12 protein-coding genes and 2 pseudogenes are annotated in these 20061 nt (G+C 61.9%); 9 read left to right on the forward strand and 5 right to left on the reverse strand.

Going from position 1 to position 20061, the window contains the following annotated elements:
* Positions 1–509 precede the first annotated feature (509 nt).
* The gene (locus tag ACRQ5Q_RS08650) at positions 510–968 is read left to right on the forward strand and encodes a hypothetical protein (RefSeq protein WP_439397109.1); all 459 of its coding nucleotides are present in this window, start codon (positions 510–512) and stop codon (positions 966–968) included.
* Here ACRQ5Q_RS08650 and ACRQ5Q_RS08655 read toward each other — a convergent pair.
* Positions 940–1444 (reverse strand): annotated as a pseudogene (locus tag ACRQ5Q_RS08655) (IS5 family transposase); the annotation flags it as partial. The gene ACRQ5Q_RS08650 and the pseudogene ACRQ5Q_RS08655 overlap by 29 nt on opposite strands.
* Before the next feature lie 21 nt (positions 1445–1465).
* Positions 1466–2743: a hypothetical protein gene (locus tag ACRQ5Q_RS08660; RefSeq protein WP_439397111.1), complete on the reverse strand. Its 1278-nt coding sequence runs from the start codon at positions 2741–2743 to the stop codon at positions 1466–1468.
* A 280-nt stretch (positions 2744–3023) separates the two neighbouring features.
* Between ACRQ5Q_RS08660 and ACRQ5Q_RS08665 the strand changes: the two genes are divergently transcribed.
* From ACRQ5Q_RS08665 to ACRQ5Q_RS08675, 3 genes and pseudogenes are all read left to right on the forward strand, one after another.
* Positions 3024–3404, forward strand: coding sequence for a transposase (locus ACRQ5Q_RS08665; protein ID WP_439397112.1), 381 nt, complete (start codon positions 3024–3026; stop codon positions 3402–3404).
* A 51-nt stretch (positions 3405–3455) separates the two neighbouring features.
* On the forward strand, positions 3456–3644 hold the full coding sequence (locus ACRQ5Q_RS08670; protein WP_439397113.1) for a hypothetical protein: 189 nt from the start codon (positions 3456–3458) through the stop codon (positions 3642–3644).
* Positions 3645–3665: 21 nt separating this feature from the next.
* Positions 3666–3800: pseudogene (locus ACRQ5Q_RS08675) on the forward strand (IS110 family transposase); the annotation flags it as partial.
* A gap of 384 nt (positions 3801–4184) precedes the next feature.
* Here ACRQ5Q_RS08675 and ACRQ5Q_RS08680 read toward each other — a convergent pair.
* The 3 genes from ACRQ5Q_RS08680 to ACRQ5Q_RS08690 form a co-directional block, all read right to left on the reverse strand.
* Positions 4185–4526 (reverse strand): hypothetical protein, encoded by a 342-nt coding sequence (locus ACRQ5Q_RS08680; RefSeq protein ID WP_439397115.1) that lies wholly within the window; start codon positions 4524–4526, stop codon positions 4185–4187.
* 153 nt (positions 4527–4679) lie between these two features.
* Complete coding sequence (locus ACRQ5Q_RS08685) at positions 4680–14747, reverse strand: amino acid adenylation domain-containing protein (RefSeq protein ID WP_439397117.1); 10068 nt, start codon at positions 14745–14747, stop codon at positions 4680–4682.
* Positions 14748–15137: 390 nt separating this feature from the next.
* Complete coding sequence (locus tag ACRQ5Q_RS08690; protein ID WP_439397119.1) at positions 15138–15374, reverse strand: hypothetical protein; 237 nt, start codon at positions 15372–15374, stop codon at positions 15138–15140.
* Positions 15375–16214: 840 nt separating this feature from the next.
* Between ACRQ5Q_RS08690 and ACRQ5Q_RS08695 the strand changes: the two genes are divergently transcribed.
* The 5 genes from ACRQ5Q_RS08695 to ACRQ5Q_RS08715 all read left to right on the forward strand — a co-directional run bounded on the left by ACRQ5Q_RS08695 (position 16215) and on the right by ACRQ5Q_RS08715 (position 19980).
* A complete protein-coding gene (locus tag ACRQ5Q_RS08695) occupies positions 16215–17087 on the forward strand; it encodes a tyrosine-type recombinase/integrase (protein WP_439397121.1) in 873 nt (290 codons plus the stop codon).
* Entirely contained in the window at positions 17074–17628 is a 555-nt protein-coding gene (locus ACRQ5Q_RS08700; RefSeq protein ID WP_439397122.1) for a hypothetical protein, read from the forward strand. Before ACRQ5Q_RS08695 ends, ACRQ5Q_RS08700 begins: the two co-directional genes overlap by 14 nt.
* A 76-nt stretch (positions 17629–17704) precedes the next feature.
* Complete coding sequence (locus tag ACRQ5Q_RS08705; protein WP_439397124.1) at positions 17705–18901, forward strand: hypothetical protein; 1197 nt, start codon at positions 17705–17707, stop codon at positions 18899–18901.
* Positions 18832–19434 carry a hypothetical protein gene (locus ACRQ5Q_RS08710; RefSeq protein WP_439397126.1) on the forward strand — a complete coding sequence of 201 codons (603 nt, stop codon included), beginning with the start codon at positions 18832–18834 and terminating at the stop codon, positions 19432–19434. The genes ACRQ5Q_RS08705 and ACRQ5Q_RS08710 overlap by 70 nt, the downstream gene beginning before the upstream one ends.
* Positions 19435–19707: 273 nt before the next feature.
* Positions 19708–19980, forward strand: a complete 273-nt coding sequence (locus ACRQ5Q_RS08715; RefSeq protein ID WP_439397128.1) for a DUF736 domain-containing protein — start codon at positions 19708–19710, stop codon at positions 19978–19980.
* Positions 19981–20061: the final 81 nt, after the last annotated feature.

Raw genomic sequence — 20061 nt, forward strand, 5'->3', positions numbered from 1 at the left:
CCGCCCCGCTGCTTCGGCGCTGATCCTTGATCCGGCCGCAGGCCTGACGCCATCAACCCGCAAGGGGTCGGCTTACGCTGAAGCGTGCCGCCGCTTCGTCTTCGCCTGCGCGGTGATTGCGGCCTACGCCCGGATTCATCGGGGGCCTGTCGCGCGGGGATGGTCCCCGCCTCAGAAGAGGAGCCGGACCGATGTCTCAAAGCCTTGCCTTCGCCAACGCATGGAACCTCGCCACCACCCTCATGGTCTGCGTCGTTATCTTCCGCACCCGGCATGGGCGGATACGGCGTCATGCCCGCCACCGAATACGACGGCGATCCGGCCGCCGTGATTTACGAATTCGATCCGTTCCAATGACGAAGGGGCGGGTTCAGATCGCTGGCCGGTGAGCGGAGGTCCTTTCGGATTTCCGCTCCCCGTCGCCGCCGTTTGTCGCTATGCTATCGATTGCGCCGTGGTGGTGGTGGAAGGCGCGACCGTCAGACCTCTATCTCACGGAGACCACCACCATGATCATCTTTGGACCACTGCTTGTCCTCGTTGGCGTCGGCTTCTTTTGCTGGTTGCTGTTCACGCTCGCTGTTTTTGCACTGCCTTTCTTCGTTGGCCTGACGATCGGCACCTGGGCCTTCCACACCGGCGCCGGAGTGCTCGGCGGCGCTGCAGCAGGGCTCATGGCGGGCGGTGTGACCATTGGCATTGGCCAACTCGCGCTCGCCTTCGTGTCATGGACTTGGCTTAGACTCTTGATCATCCTCCTCTATGTCGCGCCCGCTACGGTCGCCGGTTACAGCGCCACGCACGGAATTGCCCAGATGGCGATGCCTTCACCCGCGTGGCACACGGGTTTCGCGGTCGTCGGGGCTGTTGCCGTTAGCATCACGGCCTTGATTCGCTTCACCGGGATGGCCTTAGACGAACCAGCAAGACAACGCGTGGGCGGGTGGCGACGCGTCGGAAGTCCTTGAGCCTGCAGAAGCTGCGCTCGATGATATTTCGGCCTTTGTAGACCCGTTTGTTGGAGCGATGGATGACGATGCGGTTAGAACTGTTGGGATTACGGGTTTGGCGCCGTCGCCATCATAGCCCTTATCGGCGATGAGTGCGCGCATGGGTGGGGCGAGCGCCAGAACATCGGGTGCAGCAGTGATATCGGCATCCTGCCCCGGGGGCAGATGCAAGGACGACCGGCCGGCGGCGTGGATCGCTCAGCGCATGGATTTTTGTCGTGCGACCGCCGCGCGAGCGGGCCGATCGCCCGATTGTGCTCCCTCCTTTTCCGCCGGAGGCACAACGATGAGCTTTGATCGAGGTCGAGTCGAGCGACAGCGAGACGGAATCTTGCCGAGCTCGGCCAGCGCCTCAAAAATTGCGCACCATCGTGCGCGCTCGGCCCAACGATTGAAGCGATTGTAGACGGTCGTGTAGGGCCATATTCACGCGGACCTAGTATGTTCGAGAACAACTACCGAATGGCGGCGGGCAATATGGTAAGTTCATCCTGCCCTACAGCCACGATCTTATCAACCGAAAACCCGTTGAATCGCGCCATATCCGTATAGGCGCCCACATTCTGGAATTCAATCCAATCGCCTTCGCTCAAATCGCGTGGCAGCGAATACGAGAATCCAAGCCTGTCCATGCTGTCGCAAGTTGGGCCAAAGATGATGAAGTCCTGCCACTCCTCAGTCTGGATCGGCTGTCCCCCACGCCAAGCGCGGGCGGGAAGCAGAAAACATTGTCGGGCAGGTGAGAGCCCGCTGTAGATGCCCGCGCCGCAGTAGAGCGTCTCGCCTTTTCTTAAAATCACGCGGCAAAACAAAGAGATGCTATCGTGAACCAGTGCTCGTCCGGGCTCACACAACAGTTCAACACGCTTTAGTGCATCCGTTCGGCGCACCAGTTTCGTGATCTCGGAGAGCATGCGCAAGGGAGAGTGATAGGGGAAGTTCAGATAATGGCCGGGAAAGCCGCCACCGATATCGAGCGCTGTGGGGGCCGGAGAGACAGCTTCCATAATGTCGACGGCCGCCCGAATGCCATGCAGATAGGGATCGACAACGATCGTTTGGGAACCTGGGTGAAAGGACAATCCCGTGGTCCAGCGCGATTGCGCGTTGACGAGATCCAGCAGACGGCTCGCTTCGGCGGGCGAGGCACCAAACTTGCCGTTTAAGTCTATGATGGCGCACGTCGCGCTACACTTGAACCGGACGTAAATTCGTATTTCCGGATCATGCAACGGCAAGACTTCGAGGAGCTTCCGCAGCTCGGCTTCGCAATCGATGACATAGTCGCGAACTCTCAGATCGCGGAACGTCCGTTCGATATCGCGACGAGATTTCACGGGATTCATGAACCATGAACGGGCCCCGGGAATAGTGGAATGGACAAGGTGGGCTTCGGCCAGCGACGCCACGTCGAATCCGGCAACTCCGGCGCGAGAGACCGCGTGAAGAATTTTGGGCAACGGATTCGCCTTCACCGCATACAGAACGCGTCCCGAGAAATGCTCGGTAAATTCGCGCGTGACGGATGCAAGACGGCCCTCATTGAGCGTATAGAAGGCGTCAACTTCCGCTCTTTCCAATGACCTTACCAAGCTCATATTGGACCATTCCTCTCGCGCCAGACGCGGAGTAGCCAGCGCCGTTGTTGCCTGCTGCGAGAGCAATGACCATGCCAGCGTTCCTCGCGCATTAAACCGCGTGATTACGCTTTGAAACAGTTCGCCATGAGCCACGGCGCGCGATGTCTTGGATCTTACACCTTTTGTACACGGGCTGTGAAAAACCAGACAAAGATCGCAGGGCCGACGCATCCGGATCGTGCATCCCGGCCTTAACCTCTGGTTGAAATTCGCTCTGGGCCTAAGACAAGGAGCAGGCTATAAACCGGGGCGGCGGCCGTCAGTTTGAAGGCCAACTAGACCAGGGTCGGAATCAATCCACCCATTGAAATGGACCCCGATTTTGGGACCACGTGCTCAGTTGGGAGGGCTGCTCCGTTGATAAACGGAGCGCATGATGACGGCGAAGACGAGACGCAAGATTGACGCGGCACTGAAGGCAAAGATCGCGCTGGAAGCCGGACGGAAGGCGACGGTGGCCGATCTGGCCCAGCGCTATGAGGTTCACCCGAACCAGATTTATGCCTGGAAGATGCAACTGCTGGACCAGGCGGCCCGGGCCTTTGACTTAGGTGTCGGGCGCGAGAGCGAGGAGCCTCGCGAACGCGAGATCGAGAAGCTGCACGCCAAGATTGGACAGCTGACAGTCGAGCGCGATTTATATGAGCGATCTCACGTCAAGGGACATCGGATCGCTGTAAAATTGATCGAACATGGTTGCTCTCCCTGTGAGAAACACCGCCGAGTTAAACTCCCCGTCGGGTTGCGCTCATAGTATCTTTTTAGCGCGGAGGTCCGGAAGATGAGCACGCCGGACCGCCGAGGAATGCTCGATCGCGCCGACATGGCGCTGTCGATCCGCCGGCAATGCATGTTGCTTGCGAAATACCTGAGCGACAAGGCCCGCAAGGACCGCTGGGCATGGAACTTTGGCATCAAGCTGTCCCGCCCTATTACGGTTCGAGAGAACCGGCAATGGAAGCCGGCGGTTGCTGGCACCATCGGCGTGCGATAGCCGTAACCACCTCCCGCACCGATCTTGGTCCGATTCGTTTCGTTAGAGCTCAGCCGCTCTGCTTGGCTGATAACCTCGTTGTCACCAGAAACCGGTGAGAAGATGTCGAAACATTCGGTATCAGCTGGAGAGCTGGCCGGATTGTTCGCGCTGTTTCCGAACGGCTTCTGAGTTCATCGGGTGCTTGAAGGAAGGAGTTTCGAAAGCCACCCGAGAATCCATCCGCCCGATTGCGAGTACGGCTCGCAGAGTAGTGATAGGCCCAGTCCGCAACATGTCGCGCGACAGCCCCTGCTCGACCACGAACCGGAATGTTCAAGGAGGAGTCATCGATGGCAATTTACCTTATCGAGAGTATCGCAACGAAGTGCTTTGCTTGATTGTCTAGAACGCTCTCCGCTTAGACTTGTGTGTGGGACGAACGAAAAGTAAGTTGCGGCTGCGCGGGCGGCGGGAAAGCCATGCGCTCACGGCGTAAATTGTGCCCATGATAGCGAAAGCGATCGAGAGCAAAAAGAAGAATAGCATCGCTTGAACCTCTTAATTGTTGAAGGTGGTCTGGCTGCATGCGTGGACCGACGCGCGCAGCGCCGAATTAAGCCAGAGGCCAATCTTCATACAACGTGACGTAACGTCAGGATCAACAAGCCGGGCGGGGAAAACGATGTCCTGGCGGTTCGTGTGCACCTGATCGTCCGGGTTCCTTGGACTCAGCGATGGCGCGAACGCTGTCATGATCGGCGAGCGGATCAGACGATAAGGCGATAGCGAGTCGGGTCTGGCCTCGTAACAGGTCACCGACGCATCGCCCTCACCGAAGCAGCGAACCTCTTCTTCCGAGCCTGTTTTCGCGATTGCGAGGTCGGACGTCGATTCCGACACGGCTGGTCCTGCTGTTAGAGGATCGGCTCGGTACTCCGAGTAATCCTATTCGCTGTCAGGGCCGGACAAACGGAGGGAGGATTTCTGGTTCATCGTAGCCGTCAGGAGCAATGCCTATGGCGCGACAATCAGGATGAGAGCGCGTAGCGGCACCTACGATTGCTGCCGACGGTCTGGTGAATTGGTCAAGGCCATCGAAAGGCATCGAGCCAGAACTCGGCGGTTTTCTGGAATGTTCATCATCGTCGTGTGGTCACCCGGAACGGACACGGCGTGAATGGCCTCGGGACGCAAAACCCTGTCCCACCCCCGCGACGGCGAACTTGCTTCCTGACCTATTGAACGTCGTGCACGACGGCTGCGGACAGGCGCGTTGACGTAAAACTGGTTGATCTCGATTCCAAGAGGTGGAACTTCATACAATTCCAGTGCCCTTTGGAACTGCGCGGCCTTTTCATACATCAAAAGAAGGCTTTCTAGATCACGATCCAGGGGTATCGCCCCAATTTGCTGTGCCTTTTGAATCAGTTGGCCAATCGAGCTGTTTGCAGCAAATCGTTCTAAGAATCGGAAGCTCTCATCTTCCAAGAATTCCATAGAATCCAGTAGCACTTCCCGTGCCATTTGGGTCAGCGATAAGCTTCGTCGATTTGCAGGTAACGCAGCATCCATAAAGGCCATGAATGACACAGGTTCATTCAGATTCAGCAACTGCTGCGCAATTGCGTAAGCCAAGATTGCCCCTGATGAGTATCCAGCAAAGCGATACGGTCCTTGTGGCTGGATCTCTCTAACTGCTAGCATTACTTCCGCAGCTATTGCCTCAAGAGTTGGTGGATGTACGTCGTCGAAATGCGGCCATGGCAAAGCATAGACCGGACAGTCTAGGTCCATTTCCTTCACGAGGGGGAGGACATAGGAGCAATCGCCCAACCCTGTGGGAACAAAGAAGAGCGGTGGCTGTGATCCCGTTTCCAGAATGGAAATCACTTGCGGGCTGCTGAGCTGTCGCTTCAAATGAATCTTCGATGCAAGCTCCCTCAGAACAGGGGCTTGGAAGAGGTCGGCAGCGCTAAACGTCAGTCCAGCTTCTAGTGCTCGACTGAGCAGCTGCACCGCCAGGAGCGAGTGGCCGCCCAGTTCGAAGAAGTGGTCGTGGCGTCCGACCCGTTTCACACCGAGAAGCTCGGCCCAGATCTGTGCCAGCGCCGCCTCGATCTCGCCCTGCGGCAGCTCGTAAGCGCGATGCGCATACGCTTCATCGTCCGGTGCCGGCAGGGCCTTGCGATCAAGCTTGCCATTCACGGTCAGCGGCAGGGCCGCCAGCCGCACAAACGCCGCCGGCATCATGTAGTCTGGCAGATGCGCGCCCACATGCGCCCGCAACGTGGCGGCCAGCTCAGCTCCAGTTACATCCCGCTCATCCGATCGAGCTTCAGGCGCACACACCACATAGGCCACCAGCCGCTTCTCGCCGGTGCCATCCTGCTGCGCCACCACCACCGCATCGCGCACCCAGGCATGTTCGATGAGCCGCGCCGCAATCTCGCCCGGCTCAATCCGGAAGCCGCGGATCTTCACCTGCTCGTCGTTGCGGCCCAAAAACTCAAGATTGCCGTCCGGCAGATAGCGCGCCAGATCGCCAGTGCGGTACAGCCGGTCGCCGTCGACAAAGGGACTGGCGATGAACCGCTCCGCGGTCAGCTCCGGCCGGTTCAGATAGCCGCGCGCAACTCCCGCCCCGCCAATGTAAAGCTCACCCGCCGCCCCAAACGGAATCGGCGCACCGTGTCCGTCCAGCAGGTACACCCGCGTGTTCGCAATCGGACGGCCAATCGTCTCGACGACAGTCTCTCCCCGTCGCATGCAAATCCAGGTCGAGTACGTCGTGGTTTCCGAAGGCGCGTACAGATTGCAGATCTTCTCGACCCGACTGCTCTCGAAAGCCTTCTCTATGAGGCCTGCCTTCAGCCGCTCGCCCGCCAAATTGATGACCCTTGTCGAGGGCGGCACGGCTTTGTTATCGACCAGAGAGGCGATCGCCGAGGGGACTGTGTTGATCAAGGAGACATCCAAGGACGTCTGCGCCAGCGTCAACGCACTCTCGACAAGATAAAGCGTGCTTCCTTGTGACAGCGGAACGAAGCACTCATAGACTGACAAATCAAAACTGATCGAGGTGGAGAACAGCATGCGGCTGGTCTCCTCCGCAAACACGCCGCTGCTCCAATGCAGCAGGTTCACCGTGCTCGCATGCTCGATCATGACGCCCTTGGGGGTGCCGGTTGAGCCGGAGGTGTAGATCACATAGGCGAGATGGCGCGAGGTCAGCCCAAGCGGGCGCGGGTCCGGATCCGACGCTGGCAGATTTGCCCATTCCGGCGTCGCCGCCGCCAGATCGACCACCGTCAGATCGGCCAGCGCCTTAGCGCCCAGCGCGGCGCGGCCGGCCGCATCGGCCAGCAGCAGCCGCGGCGCCGCATCCTCCAGCACCTGGTGCAGCCGCGCACTCGGATAGGCCGGGTCCAGCGGCACATACGCCCCGCCGGCCTTCAGGATCGCCAAAAGCCCCACCACCATCATCGGGCTGCGCGCAACGCAGATCGCCACCGGCTGGTCCGGCTCGACCCCGAGGGCGATCAGATGATGCGCCAGGCGGTTGGCTTGCGCGTTAAGCTCGCCATAGCTTACGCGCTGGTCCCGATAGACCACCGCCACCGCATCCGGCACCTGGCGCACCTGGGCCTCGAACAGCTCATGGATGCACCGGTCCGACGGATAGGTCGCAGCCGTCTGGTTCAGCTCCTCCAGCAGATAGGTGCGCTCCTCAGGTGGCAGGATGTCCAGCTCCCGCACCGGCGTGTCCGGCGCCCGCTCCAGCGCCTCCGCCAGCTGCTCGAGCGCCCGCTGCATGTAGCCGCAGATCCGATCCGCTGAGACGCCCTCCGTCACCTGCGCCGTCAGCCCGAGTGCCTCGCCAAAATCCTCCACCGACAAGGTCAGCGGATAGTTGGTGCGCTCCTCCTCGCCCAGCCATTCCACGCCGGACAGCACCTCATCGGCTGCGGAGGCGGAGAACGCCGCCGGCGTGTTGTGGCGGTAGTTCAACAGCGCGCTGAACAGCGGTGCCGGCGCCGCAACGCCGCTGCAGCGCTGCGCCAGCGCCAGCGAAGCATGCTCATGTGCCAGCAGCTCAGCCAACCGGGCATGCGTGGTTCGCACGCTCGCCTCGACCGCGGTCCCATCAAGATCAAGCCGCAGCGGCAGGGTATTGATGAACAGCCCCATGGCGCGGTCGGCTCCGGCGTTGCCCTGCAGGCGACCGAACAGCACCGTGCCGAACACCACCTGCTCGCGGCCGCTGCTGCGCGCCACCACCTGCCCCCACGCCAGATGGCACAGGCTTGCCAGGCTCACCCCAAGCCGCCGCGCCTGGCTGCGCAATCGCGCGTTGAGCGCCTGCGGCAGCATCCGCTGCGCCTCATGAGCCCCGCGGCCGTCGCCGTGGACCTCGCTCAGCCCAAACGGCGTGGTCGGCTCGGCGATGTCCCCCACCATCGTCCGGAAGAACTCTTCATGCGCCTTTGCTCCAACGCCCAGCCCTGCCGCCGCCACCAGGTTACGGAACGGCTGCGGGGCTGCCAGCTCATGCTCGCGTCCCGCCAGCACGGCCCGGACCTCGGCGTGCATCAGCTCCAGCGTGGTGTGATCCCCGATCAGGTGATGCTGCAGCTCCAGCAGCAGCCAGCGCGCACTGCCGGGCTCGCGCGCAATCACAAACCGCAACAGCGGCGCCCGGCCAAGCTCGATGCGTTGCCGGCGCGGATCAAACCGATCCCTGAGCTGCTCGGCTCCTCCGCCATGAGCGGCATCCAGCTCGACCTCGATCACCTCCAGTCGCGCCTTCCGCCACACCAGCTGGGCCGGGCGCGACAGCCCTTCCCAGACAAATGACGTCCTCAGGATATCGTGCCGATCCACCACCCGCTGAACCGCGACAAGATAGCGCTCCAACAGGTCACGATCGGCAAACGCCATCTGCGATACCAGCAGGTACGGATCGCCCTTTGTCGCCAACAGATGATGGAACAGGATGCCGTCCTGCAGCGGCGACAAGCCATAAATGTCCTGGATGTTGCCAACCCCGCCGGGCACTGTGGCGACGATCCGCTCGATCTCGCCCTGCGTTAGCTCAATCAGCGGCAGCATCTCTGGCGTGATCGCCGGACTCTGTTCGCTGATCAGGTTGGCCGGTACCGCCACCTCGTGATGACTGCCGAGGCTCGCGGCAAGATCCGCCAGCACGGGCTTTGCAAACAAGGTCCGCACCTCGACCCCCAGCGACCGCCGCCGCAGCCGCTCCAGCAGCTGCACCGCCAAGAGCGAGTGGCCGCCCAGTTCGAAGAAGTGGTCGTGGCGTCCGACCCGCTCCACACCGAGAAGCTCGGCCCAGATCTGTGCCAGCGCCGCCTCGATCTCGCCTTGGGGCGGCTCATAGGCGCGATGCGCATACGCCTCATCGTCCGGCGCCGGCAGCGCCTTGCGATCGAGCTTGCCATTCACGGTCAGCGGCAGGGCCGCCAGCCGCACAAACGCCGCCGGCATCATGTAGTCTGGCAGATGCGCGCCCACATGCGCCCGCAACGTGGCGGCCAGCTCAGCTCCAGTTACATCCCGCTCATCCGATCGAGCTTCAGGCGCACACACCACATAGGCCACCAGCCGCTTCTCGCCGGTGCCATCCTGCTGCGCCACCACCACCGCATCGCGCACCCAGGCATGCTCGATGAGCCGCGCCGCAATCTCGCCCGGCTCAATCCGGAAGCCGCGGATCTTCACCTGCTCGTCGTTGCGCCCCAAAAACTCAAGATTGCCGTCCGGCAGATAGCGCGCCAGATCGCCAGTGCGGTACAGCCGGTCGCCGTCGACAAACGGGCTGGCGATGAACCGCTCCGCGGTCAGCTCCGGCCGGTTCAGATAGCCGCGCGCAACTCCCGCCCCGCCAATGTAAAGCTCACCCGCCGCCCCAAACGGAACCGGCGCACCGTGTCCGTCCAGCAGATAGATCCGAAGATCGGGAATGCGCCTTCCGATCTGACTGCCCGAATCGGTGGTATCAGACTGATCAAGAGACCGATAGGTGACATGCACGGTCGTTTCCGTAATACCGTACATGTTGATCAGTTGTGGTGCGCGATCTGAATGACTTGCATACCACGGCTTCAGAATCGATGGCTCCAGAGCCTCTCCACCAAAAATAACGTAGCGAAGGCGGTTTCGAGCACCGCTCTGACGCTCCAGATCCACAAGAGCTTTAAAAGCCGAAGGGGTCTGATTCAGAACTGTAACGCCGGACTTGCAAATGAGATCATCGAAGTCAGAAGCAGAGCGAGCGGTGTCGCTCGGCACAAGAATCAAACGACCGCCATAACGCAGTGCGCCCCACAACTCCCACACTGAGAAGTCGAACGAGAAGGAATGGAACAGGCACCATACGTCCTGCTCAGTGAACCCATACCATTCCTGCGTCGCCTCGAACAAACGAACGATCTGAGCATGCTCGACCATAACGCCCTTGGGCGTACCTGTGGATCCCGAGGTGTAGATTACGTAAGCGAGATGACGGGAGGTGAGGCCGAGCGGGCGCGGGTCCGGATCCGATTCCGGCAGGTTGGTCGAGGCCGGTGCCGCCGCATCGAGCTCCACCACGCTCGCATCGAGGCCCACATCGCCCAAGGCGGTGCGGCCGGCCGCATCGGTCAGCAGCAGCCGCGGCGCCGCATCCTCCAGCACCTGGTGCAGCCGCGCACTCGGATAGGCCGGGTCCAGCGGCACATACGCCCCGCCGGCCTTCAGGATCGCCAAAAGCCCCACCACCATCATCGGGCTGCGCGCAACGCAGATCGCCACCGGCTGGTCCGGCTCGACCCCGAGGGCGATCAGATGATGCGCCAGGCGGTTGGCTTGCGCGTTAAGCTCGCCATAGCTTACGCGCTGGTCCCGATAGACCACCGCCACCGCATCCGGCACCTGGCGCACCTGGGCCTCGAACAGCTCATGGATGCACCGGTCCGACGGATAGGTCGCAGCCGTCTGGTTCAGCTCCTCCAGCAGATAGGTGCGCTCCTCAGGTGGCAGGATGTCCAGCTCCCGCACCGGCGTGTCCGGCGCCCGCTCCAGCGCCTCCGCCAGCTGCTCGAGCGCCCGCTGCATGTAGCCGCAGATCCGATCCGCTGAGACGCCCTCCGTCACCTGCGCCGTCAGCCCGAGTGCCTCGCCAAAATCCTCCACCGACAAGGTCAGCGGATAGTTGGTGCGCTCCTCCTCGCCCAGCCATTCCACGCCGGACAGCACCTCATCGGCTGCGGAGGCGGAGAACGCCGCCGGCGTGTTGTGGCGGTAGTTCAACAGCGCGCTGAACAGCGGTGCCGGCGCCGCAACGCCGCTGCAGCGCTGCGCCAGCGCCAGCGAAGCATGCTCATGTGCCAGCAGCTCAGCCAACCGGGCATGCGTGGTTCGCACGCTCGCCTCGACCGCGGTCCCATCAAGATCAAGCCGCAGCGGCAGGGTATTGATGAACAGCCCCATGGCGCGGTCGGCTCCGGCGTTGCCCTGCAGGCGACCGAACAGCACCGTGCCGAACACCACCTGCTCGCGGCCGCTGCTGCGCGCCACCACCTGCCCCCACGCCAGATGGCACAGGCTTGCCAGGCTCACCCCAAGCCGCCGCGCCTGGCTGCGCAATCGCGCGTTGAGCGCCTGCGGCAGCATCCGCTGCGCCTCATGAGCCCCGCGGCCGTCGCCGTGGACCTCGCTCAGCCCAAACGGCGTGGTCGGCTCGGCGATGTCCCCCACCATCGTCCGGAAGAACTCTTCATGCGCCTTTGCTCCAACGCCCAGCCCTGCCGCCGCCACCAGGTTACGGAACGGCTGCGGGGCTGCCAGCTCATGCTCGCGTCCCGCCAGCACGGCCCGGACCTCGGCGTGCATCAGCTCCAGCGTGGTGTGATCCCCGATCAGGTGATGCTGCAGCTCCAGCAGCAGCCAGCGCGCACTGCCGGGCTCGCGCGCAATCACAAACCGCAACAGCGGCGCCCGGCCAAGCTCGATGCGTTGCCGGCGCGGATCAAACCGATCCCTGAGCTGCTCGGCTCCTCCGCCATGAGCGGCATCCAGCTCGACCTCGATCACCTCCAGTCGCGCCTTCCGCCACACCAGCTGGGCCGGGCGCGACAGCCCTTCCCAGACAAATGACGTCCTCAGGATATCGTGCCGATCCACCACCCGCTGAACCGCGACAAGATAGCGCTCCAACAGGTCACGATCGGCAAACGCCATCTGCGATACCAGCAGGTACGGATCGCCCTTTGTCGCCAACAGATGATGGAACAGGATGCCGTCCTGCAGCGGCGACAAGCCATAAATGTCCTGGATGTTGCCAACCCCGCCGGGCACTGTGGCGACGATCCGCTCGATCTCGCCCTGCGTTAGCTCAATCAGCGGCAGCATCTCTGGCGTGATCGCCGGACTCTGTTCGCTGATCAGGTTGGCCGGTACCGCCACCTCGTGATGACTGCCGAGGCTCGCGGCAAGATCCGCCAGCACGGGCTTTGCAAACAAGGTCCGCACCTCGACCCCCAGCGACCGCCGCCGCAGCCGCTCCAGCAGCTGCACCGCCAAGAGCGAGTGGCCGCCCAGTTCGAAGAAGTGGTCGTGGCGTCCGACCCGCTCCACACCGAGAAGCTCGGCCCAGATCTGTGCCAGCGCCGCCTCGATCTCGCCTTGGGGCGGCTCATAGGCGCGATGCGCATACGCCTCATCGTCCGGCGCCGGCAGCGCCTTGCGATCGAGCTTGCCATTCACGGTCAGCGGCAGGGCCGCCAGCCGCACAAACGCCGCCGGCATCATGTAGTCTGGCAGATGCGCGCCCACATGCGCCCGCAACGTGGCGGCCAGCTCAGCTCCAGTTACATCCCGCTCATCCGATCGAGCTTCAGGCGCACACACCACATAGGCCACCAGCCGCTTCTCGCCGGTGCCATCCTGCTGCGCCACCACCACCGCATCGCGCACCCAGGCATGCTCGATGAGCCGCGCCGCAATCTCGCCCGGCTCAATCCGGAAGCCGCGGATCTTCACCTGCTCGTCGTTGCGCCCCAAAAACTCAAGATTGCCGTCCGGCAGATAGCGCGCCAGATCGCCAGTGCGGTACAGCCGGTCGCCGTCGACAAACGGGCTGGCGATGAACCGCTCCGCGGTCAGCTCCGGCCGGTTCAGATAGCCGCGCGCAACTCCCGCCCCGCCAATGTAAAGCTCACCCGCCGCCCCAAACGGAACCGGCGCACCGTGTCCGTCCAGCAGGTACACCCGCGTGTTCGCAATCGGACGGCCAATCGGAGGCAATTGCGGCCAGCATGATGGATCAGCCGCGAGATGGTGCTCAGTAACAACGTGGGTTTCCGTGGGCCCATACTGATTTATCAACCTTGCTCTCGGGTGCGTTTCGAAGAACGACCTGATCTCGGGGGTGGCTCGTAATTGCTCACCCGCTGTATAGACTTCCCTCAAAGAAGGCAGCAGCGTCCCCCGAGCGCACCAAACTTCGGCAAAATGATTCAAGGCCACGAATGGGAGGAAAAGCCTTTCGATCTCTTCTCTCCACACAAAGTCCAACAACTCGGAGAAATCGGCACGGATCTCTTCCTGCACCAGCACGAGCAGCCCGCCGTCCCTCCAGCAACTGAACAATTCCTGGAACGAGACGTCGAAATTCAAAGTCGTGAACTGAAGTGTACGTCGTTTTGGTGCGTCACACTCCGGCGAGGACCAGAGCAAATTCATAAGCGACCTGTGGGGCATTTCCACGCCCTTAGGCATGCCTGACGACCCCGAGGTGTAGATCACATAGGCGAGATGGCGCGAGGTCAGCCCAAGCGCGCGCGGGTCCGGATCTGACGCTGGCAGATTTGCCCATTCCGGCGTCGCCGCCGCCAGATCGACCACCGTCAGATCGGCCAGCGCTTTAGCGCCCAGCGCGGCGCGGCCGGCCGCATCGGCCAGCAGCAACTGCGGAGCGGCATCCTCGATCACCTGGTGCAGCCGCGCACTCGGATAGGCCGGGTCCAGCGGCACATAGGCCCCACCCGCCTTGAGGATCGCTAACAGCCCCACCACCATCATCGGACTGCGCTGCAGGCAAATCGCCACCGGCTGGTCCGGCTTCACTCCAATTGCGATCAGATGATGCGCCAGGCGGTTGGCCCGCGCATTGAGCTCGCCATAGCTTACGCGCTGGTCCCGATAGACCACCGCCACCGCATCCGGCAGCTGGCGCACCTGGGCCTCGAACAGCTCATGGATGCACCGGTCCGACGGATAGGCCGCCGCCGTCCGGTTCAGCTCCTCCAACAGATACGCCCGCTCAGAGGATGACAACAGTTCAACCCGCGACACTGGCTGCTGCGCATCGGCCTTCACAGCAAACAACAAATTCTGCAAATGCTGTGTCATACGCTCGATCTGATTCGGCTCCAGGCGACTTGCATCAAAGTGCCATCGGAAGTTCCCATCCAGAGCGCAAATCTCGAGCGTCAGCAACTCACCGGAGCGAGCTATCTCATAACTGGAGCTCGAAGCCGACTCTTCAGCAGCAGAACAGCTTTCTCGGGTAAGCGTAACGCCAACCGGCCAGGGCCGGCGCAATCGTAGCGCCTCCACCCCGCGCAACGTCGGGCATCGCGCAATAAGATCCCGCGCAAAGGTATCCTGCTCGTTCAGCTGAGCGAATTCGGCCGCGACCGCCGTGCGCGCCTGTGCGAAATCATTATCGAGGTCAATAGTAATTGCCATCGGCACGACAGACGCAACAAGCGCCTCGAGCGCTTTCACGCCGGCTCGCGATCCACTCGGCACGGGAGTCCATCCCAATTGAAGCTCTGATTCCCCCGTGATGCGGGCGAGATAGACCAGCCAAGCAGCTAGCAAGAATTCCGCGCGATCACTGGGAGATAGCTCAGCCAACGCACTCGGCACGAGCCAAACGCTCGACTGCCATGTCGCCGGAGCCTTGCCTTCTAGCGACGAAAACGGAAGCTGAACTATGTTGAACTGCTCTAGTCGCTGTCGCCAGAACTCTTCACGAGATGTTAACAATTCATGGGCAGCTGCTGTGCTTCTCGCCTCGGCTTCGCTTAAGTTCGGGAGGCGGTGGCCTAGATCCATGCCGGAATTCCTCGCGAGTGCCCGCGCATCCACGGGCCGGCCGTCTGAGCCGCCGAACCAAACATCAACATCCTCCGTACCTGTCGCCACCCGCAACGTCGGGGTGATTTCAAGGAGGGAGAGCCCGCCGATAAGCCCGAGCGGTTAGACGACACCTCCAAGCACCTGATTGCGACAACGCCATCGCTTCTACATTTGGACCGATTGAGAACGTCTAATCCAAACCGAAACGAGGCGATCGTCACAGAGTTCTAGAGTTCTACGCATCTTAAGCAACCGACGTGCCAACGATGTTGCGCGAGAGTTCCTCAAAGAACGGCGCGCCTATAGCCGTGATAGAGGAGTTTTACTGTTCGACTTGAGGCATCGATGTGGTGAACCAGACACAGCTCAAACAACAACACCGACGAGAAGGCGACGATCACCGAAACAAGCAACTGCGTGGGCGAAGATCGGTAAGCATCCATCGGTGTTGACAATAGATGTTGCCAGGCCGCGTCGGATGACTTCAGCCTTCGGCAGCTCTCCAGCAAGAATGAGAGTCTGCGATACCAAACCTTCTAGCTTTTCCTGAAACCAAGGCTTGAGGCAGCGTAGCATGGGTGATGGCTTCGCTTCGCAGATCATCCAACAGCTTGTTACCTGCTTGACGGAGCACAACCGCAACCGACTAGCCACGCGGCAATGCGCGGGGCCCGCGATCGCGGAAGTGGAGATCCGTTTACCTGCAATAAGAGAGCTGATCACCATTGGATTCGGTTGCGCCAACTCTTTCAGTGGACTCGCAGATCGCCACGTTTTCCTTGATGTCAGCTCTATTCGGACCGAGCGCACCAAACGGCCTCTTCGATGGATTGATCTGGCCGAAGGACGGCTGACGCCTCGACCGCCTATGGCGCAACGGCGCCGATCGACTTTCTTCCCCTGCCGGCTGCGCCGTCATTCCTCGCGAAACAAGAAAGTCGCCTGGCTGCCATCCTCCGCTGACGCTTCGGCCCCTTCGGGTGCGCCGTCGATCGCCTCCGGCCTGTCGATCACCATCGAGGCCGCAAGGTGCGGGCTCGGAAAACTTCAGATCAAGGAGAACTACCATGGCGACCATCGGCACCTTCAAGAAGACCGGCAACAACGAGTTAGGTTACGCGCGAGAAGGTGTCCTTTAGCGCGCTGACTGTTGCGAGTTTTGCACGCAGACGTCCGGGTCAAGCGTTCCCGCAGCGAAGCGAGGACAACGCTTGACGCGGCGGCGAAACAACAAACTTTTCATTGGGTGCAGGCGAAGTCCTGCACCGCCTGCCACGTGGCGAACGGGGGTAGCGCGAGGGGGAACGCCTCGCATAAGAAGACTCGCGCCGAAGGCGCTCCGCTTATCTCTTGTTGTCATTTGTTGGTTCGATGGATTGGATAAGTACTTGGACGATGTTGATTCTCTTTGCGCCTCCGGGTGCGTTGCTTCCGGAGGGCGGGATGGTTTCGATCGTGCGGGCGACCGCCGGCGTTGAAGGGATTCCAGCTTGGTTTCCCTACTCATGGGCGCATCGGCGCGGCCAGATCGATGCGCTGCCGTTCGACTATGTCGATGTGTCGCTCCGGGCGGCGCGCCGGCAGGGTATGCTAGCGCATCTTGATCATCGGCCGCCGATCGTGATGGCGAACGTCCTTACTGTTTCGGAAGCCGAACGCCTGCCGCGACCGCTTCGCGTCGATCAGCCCCAACCTCTGTTCCAGCATCTTGAGCAGCCCTTTGACCTGATCGCCGAGTGGGCATTGGCAACGGGGATGCGCCGCCAAGAGCTATGCGGTTTTCAGCTTCATCAGGTGCCGGACGTCGCTCATCTCGATATTGAGGAAGATCCGCTTGTCGGTATTCCGCTGAGCACCACCAAAGGTGACCGGCCCCGAACCGTATACCCACCGCTACGATTGATCGACCGCACCCACAGGTATGTTGGAGAGGAACGTGCGGCCCTCGTGAAGCGCCTGCGCAAGGCTCAGCACGGCTATCGGGCGCCGGCGGCACTTTTTCTCAACTGCGGGGGCAATCCTGTAACACGAGCAAGACTTTCCGCGGCGTTCGGCGTGGCGTTCCTGGCCGCCGGGGTTACCGGATCGGGACATTGGCTGCGCCATACATTTGCGATGACGATGCTCGTGCGCCTGCAGAAGCAGGTGGCGACAACGCCGGACCTCAACCCGCTCAAGATCGTGCAGGTCCTTCTTGGTCATGCATCGATCCAGTCGACCGCCATCTATCTACGTTGTGTCGAGCTTCACGCGGACACACTCGCCCAGAGCCTGGCCTATCTGTATGGCGAACTGGTGCCTCATGGCCGGTCGTAAGCGGTCCCCGATCGACCGCCGGTTTGCGGCTGAGGCGATGCAGACGGCGGCGGTGGTCTCGATGGGGCCAGCCGACATGATCATATTCGTCGACGCCTGGGGCAACCCCGATCAGCGGTTCGATTCCAGACAGCTCGCCGGCTTGCCTGCTGATCTGTGTGACCTCCTGGTTGAGGCATTCCGCGAGCACTGCGTCGCTCAGCAACCAACAACACACAAGACTACATGGAGCGCGCTGCGCCGTTTCACCAGTTTCGTCGTATACGACGGCATGATCAAGGCCGCCAGTGATCTCGATACTGCAGCACTTGGCCGTATGTACTCTGGCTCAAGAAGCAAGGGGCATCGCGGGCACCACGCGGGACCCACGCTATTCGCCTTCGATCTTCTGCGGCCCTTGCTCTTCTGGTGCCAGCGTAATCGGCGGGAACGCCTCGCACGAGCTCGAGATCCCCTGGAATGCATTCCCAGGGCGAAGGAACAGCCACGGCGACGGCTTCCTCCAGAACAGCTCAAAGGCAATCCTGCGAGCCTGCTATGAAGAGATCGAGGAGGCCTGGGCCCGTTTTCAGCATGGGCAGGAGGTTATCCGGCGCCCCGAGCTACCGCCCAAGATCTTGCGCGGCCAGGGCCTCGACCGATGGATATGGCGCATCGGCCGGATCGACGGCGGCCTCATGCCGAACACGACGACCCTTGAAGCGCACGGGATCAAAGCTGCCACACTGGTCCAGTACTACGGTGGCGCCCGCACCATGGCGCAGTATTTCCACGTCACGACCGACACGCTCGTTCCTTTCTTCTTGGCGATCGCCATCCAGACCGCGGCCAATCCCGAACCCCTGCGATACATCCGTCGCGATTGCCTCGTACCGCATCCGCTCGACGAACACCGCGTCATCGTCGACTGGAACAAGCCCAAGACGGGCACGCGGCTCCAGAAGGCGCAGCGGCGGTCCTTCGATCGCCGTCGGCGCTATGCCGCACCCAACCTGATCGAGATGATGCTGGTGCTGACAGAACCGATCGTCGCCACGGCACCGCCAAGCGAGCAGGATCGTCTGTTTCTGACGCGCAGCAGTTTTGAGATGCATTCGCGTCGCTCGCTTCGCGGTCGCACCGGGGTCATCGAGCACACCGTTCTAAGGCTCGCCATCCTCAGATTCATCAAGCGCGCCAACCAACGTATCGAGGCCTGGAACACGACTCATCCGGATCAGCTGCGGGAGCCGATTGCCGACTTTGCTCCCGCGTTATTTCGTGGAAGCGTGGCGACCGAGCATTACCGCGCCTCGGGCGGCGACATTCTCGTCGCCCAATCGATCCTGAACCATGCCGGTGTCTTGACGACGGAGACCTATCTTAAGAGCGAGGAGACGACGCGCTTCCAGCGCCAGACAATAGCCCGCTTGCAAGACCTGATGATCGACTGGGTGTCCGGGCCCGACCGGAACGAGCGGGCGCCAATATCATGCGACACGCGCGCCGCCGTTCCCTTCGGCCACGATTGTCTCGCCCCTGTCGCTCCCGGCCGTGACGGTACCGAACGCCTGTGCCCGCGCTTCGGTCTGGCAGGCGCGCCTCGAGCGCAACCTCGCACTGATCGCAAACGAGCATCTCGACCAAGCGAGCCGTGCTCTCGCCAGCACGCGTATCGCCGAGTGCGAGCGCATCCTGTCCGATCTTTCGTCAACAGAGGAATCTCATGGCCAAGCCATCAGTTGCAAATCCACATGACAGGCGCATGGTGGCGACCGCCGAGAAGCTGCATGCCGCGCTCGATCGCCTGCTCCGAGAAGGCGAGCAACGCCTGACCGTCGCGGCACTGGCACGCGAGGCGCATGTCGGCCGTAACGCCATCTACGCCAATCACCGCGATATCCTCGACGATCTCAACCGGGCTCGCCAGCGGCAGCGCGTGCCCGACCGGATCACCACCATCGAAGAAAGAATCGCCGAACAGCGCAATGCGATCGAAGACATGCAGCAACAGATTCGACAGCTCGCGACCGACAATGCCGGACTCATGCGGCGCGCGATCGAAGCTGAACGCCGTGCCGACAGGGCCGACCGCCGCTGCGTGCAGTTGACGAAGGACTCAATCGCCATCGCCGCCCCATGTTGCTGCGATCGTCAGAAGGTGAGCACCGGGACGATGCTCGATGATGCCGTCATCTTGCCCAGGTTCCTTGCCGCCCCTGCCAAGCACCGACAATGTCATGCCAGTCGCGGCCTCCCGGTAACAAGTCATGTCCGATGTTGGGAGTGTCTCGATGCTCCCCGTCACGCCGTCCCCGCTGATGTTCTGCGCCATGAGCCAGGTCTCTCCTCCGCAGGGCTGTCCTGAGGTGCGTCCGTTGCGGCCTTTCTTGCTGGCGTATCTCACACCGCGTTCGGCTGCTGCGCTGCCCGCCCTTGATCCCGCAACAGCGCGATGCCGACCTTCTCCCCGCCGTGCTCGGCTGACGCCTCCGCGCGGCTTCCTCGCGAGGCAAGAAGCTCGTCCCTGCGCCGCCTTCCACTTCGTTCCAGCCCTTCGGGTGCGGGCCGGTCGCCCGGTGTTTTCCGATCGCCATCAAGGCCGCGATGGTCGCGACCTGATACAGCAAAGGAGAAGCCCATGGCTCAGATCGGCACGTTCACCCGCAATGAAGACGGCTCGTTCGCCGGAGTCATCAAGACCCTCAGCCTCAACATCAAGACCCGCCTGGTTGTCGCCGAGAAGGACAGCGACAAGTCGCCCGACCTCCGCGCGCTCGTAGGGAAGAACGTCGCCAAGGAGACTGGCCGGGAATATCACTCCGTCAAGCTTGACGACCCCAGCTTCCCCGCGCCGATCTACGCGAGCCTCGTGGAGAACGAAGGCGGATACGCGCTCATCTGGTCACGCTGAGGCGGCCAATCGTCGGAAGCGGCGCTTCGCACGGGTCGCCGCGATCCAGCAAAAAGGACACTCGCAAATGTCCTCCAGCAA

Source organism: Bradyrhizobium sp. PMVTL-01 (assembly GCF_051861855.1).
Classification (GTDB): Bacteria; Pseudomonadota; Alphaproteobacteria; order Rhizobiales; family Xanthobacteraceae; genus Bradyrhizobium.